Source organism: Pseudonocardia sp. KRD291 (assembly GCF_019263595.1).
Classification (GTDB): Bacteria; Actinomycetota; Actinomycetes; order Mycobacteriales; family Pseudonocardiaceae; genus Pseudonocardia.
In genome coordinates this window covers 1-2,326 of sequence record NZ_JADQDD010000481.1, presented here as the reverse complement: position 1 = coordinate 2,326, position 2,326 = coordinate 1, and the positions used below count along the sequence as shown (strand labels likewise).

Sequence of the window (2,326 nt, the reverse complement as noted above, 5' to 3'; positions counted from 1 at the left end):
CGACGTCCGGGCGGCATCCGGCGACCAGGTCGCAGCCGGTGCACGCGCCGCCACACGTCTCCGGGGCCGGCATCTCCGCGACCAGTGCCGCGGCGGCCCGGTCGCCGAGCGCCCCGCCGAGTCCGGACAGCACGAGCAGCGCGATCACCGACACCCCGGTGACGATCCAGGCCAGGACGACCGGCGGGCCGCTGAGCACGACCGCACCCCCGACGAGCCCGACCGCTCCGGCGGCGCCCAGAAGCGGCGCCGCGACCTTGTTCGCGACCACGAACGCCGGACCGCTGCGCAGGCTCGACCGGGTACGGACCCCGGCGAACCGGTTGCGCGGCAGCCGCGCGCGCCCACCGAGCGCAGCGGCTCCGCGCCGGGCACCGAGATGTCGACGTAGTGCGCGACGCCCTTCCACTCGCAGAACGTCCGGCGCTCGACGGCCGCCAGCATCCCGTCGGTGAACGCGCTGCGCGGCAGGTAGTAGGTCGGCGGATGGCTGGTCTCCAGCACCCGCACCAGGTCGTCCGACGACGCGACGACGGCGCCCGCGTGGCGCAGCACCGCCCGGCGGTGCATCCGCTCGGCCCGCGGCGGGCGCGGGTAGTCCCAGACCGACTCACGGCCGGGGCCGGGCTCCTCGCGGGCCGGACGTCGACCGAACATGCGCGTGACCTCCGTCGACCCTCCGCCGGACCTACCGGTCGCGACCGTACCCGCGCCACCGAGGGAGAGCTCGGCTCAGTTGCGCGCCGGGTCCAGTGGGAACGTGGCCAGTAGCGCCAGCGGAAGGCCTTGACGGCGCAGCACACGCTCCCAGTGCCCGTCGTGGACCGGCCCGAGCACGTCGTCGGGCAGCCCCGGGACGACAAACCAGTCCCCGCGCGAGATCTCGCCGGCCAGCTGCCCGGCGTCCCAGCCGGAGTAGCCGGCGAACACCCGCAGGCCGCGGAGCCGGGGCGCCAACGGCGCCGGGTCGGCGTCGAGGTCGACGAGCTGGACGGGGTCGCGCACCGACGTCAGCCCGCGGACGTCGCGGGCGCTCTGTCCGGTGCGCAGCGCCGCCAGGCAGAGCGCGGTCCCGTTGTCGACGGGGCCGCCGACGAACAGCGAACCCGGGTCCGAGGCCAGCGGGCCCCATGCCGGGAGCACCTCGCGGACCTCGGCCGGGCCGGGCCGGTTCAGCACCACGCCGAGGCTGCCCTGCGGGCGGTGCTCGATCATGTAGACGATCGTCCGTACGAAGCTCGGGTCGGCGAGGCTCGGCGCGGACACGAGCAGCGAGCCCGGCATCACCGGAGGAGGGGCGCCGGGGCCGGCGCGATGAGGCCGCACGAGCCCATCGTTGCACTCGCCCCGGCGACGTAGGCTCACCACCCGTGCGTAGTACCCCCGCCGATCCGGACGTCGCAGAGACACGCCACGGCAGCGACCCCGGACGGCGGTGGGCCGGGTTCGCCCACCTGCTGCGCTCGCCCCCGTTCGCCCGGCTGCTGGCCGTCCGGCTCTCCGCGCAGTGGGCCGACGGGCTGTTCCAGGCCGCGCTCGGCGGCGCCGTGCTGTTCAACCCGGAGCGCGAGGCGGACCCGCTGCTGATCGCGTCCGGGCTGGCCGTGATGCTGCTGCCGTACTCGCTGCTCGGGCCGTTCGCCGGTGCGCTCCTGGACCGCTGGGACCGGCGCCGGGTACTGGCCGGGGCCAGCGTGCTGCGGGCCCTGCTGGTCGTGTGCGTGGCTGCAGCACTGGCCGCCGGGCTCGCCGGGCCCGTCCTGTTCGTGCTGGCCCTGGCCGTGACCGGGGTGAACCGCTTCGTGCTCTCCGGGCTGTCCGCGGCCCTGCCGCACGTCGTCGACGACCGGTCGCAGCTGGTCCCGGCGAACACCCTGTCGGTGACGGTCGGGGCGGCGGTCTCGGCGCTGGGCGCGGCGAGTGCGGTCGGGTTCCGGGCCCTGTTCGGGCCGGACGACGCCGGGTCGGCGCTGACCACGCTGATGGCCGCGACCGGGTCGCTGCTGGCCGCGGCGCTGGCGATCGGCTTCGCGCGCGCGGCACTGGGCCCCGACCCCGTCGACCCCTCGGTGGGTGGAGATCGTCGTCAGGGCGACGACATCCGCGCACGGGGGTTGCTGCGGGACGTCGCCGGGGGCCTGCTGGCCGGGGCACGCGCGACCGCCTCGACGCCGGCCGTGGCGGCGCCGTTCCTCGGGCTGGTCGCGCACCGGCTGGCGTTCGGCATCAACACGCTGCTGATGCTCATGCTCTTCCGCTACGTGTTCACCCCGGAGCAGACCTCGGGCGCGGGCGGGCTGCTCGGCGTCGGGCAGATCGTGCTGCT

The 2,326-nt window shown here is 76.1% G+C and carries 3 protein-coding genes and 1 pseudogene; 1 reads left to right on the top strand and 3 read right to left on the bottom strand.

Annotation, left to right across the window (positions count from 1 at the left end):
* From I4I78_RS31980 to I4I78_RS31970, 3 genes and pseudogenes are all read right to left on the bottom strand, one after another.
* Positions 1–409: SdpI family protein (locus tag I4I78_RS31980; RefSeq protein WP_218615243.1), on the bottom strand; the 409-nt coding region annotated here is incomplete at its 3' end.
* Positions 376–570, bottom strand: a pseudogene (locus I4I78_RS31975) (DUF427 domain-containing protein); the annotation flags it as partial. The gene I4I78_RS31980 and the pseudogene I4I78_RS31975, both read right to left, overlap by 34 nt.
* A 162-nt stretch (positions 571–732) precedes the next feature.
* On the bottom strand, positions 733–1,284 hold the full coding sequence (locus I4I78_RS31970) for a YqgE/AlgH family protein (protein ID WP_218615244.1): 552 nt from the start codon (positions 1,282–1,284) through the stop codon (positions 733–735).
* An 86-nt stretch (positions 1,285–1,370) separates the two neighbouring features.
* Here I4I78_RS31970 and I4I78_RS31965 point away from each other — a divergent pair.
* A partial coding sequence (locus tag I4I78_RS31965) for an MFS transporter (RefSeq protein ID WP_218615242.1) occupies positions 1,371–2,326 on the top strand: 956 nt, incomplete at its 3' end.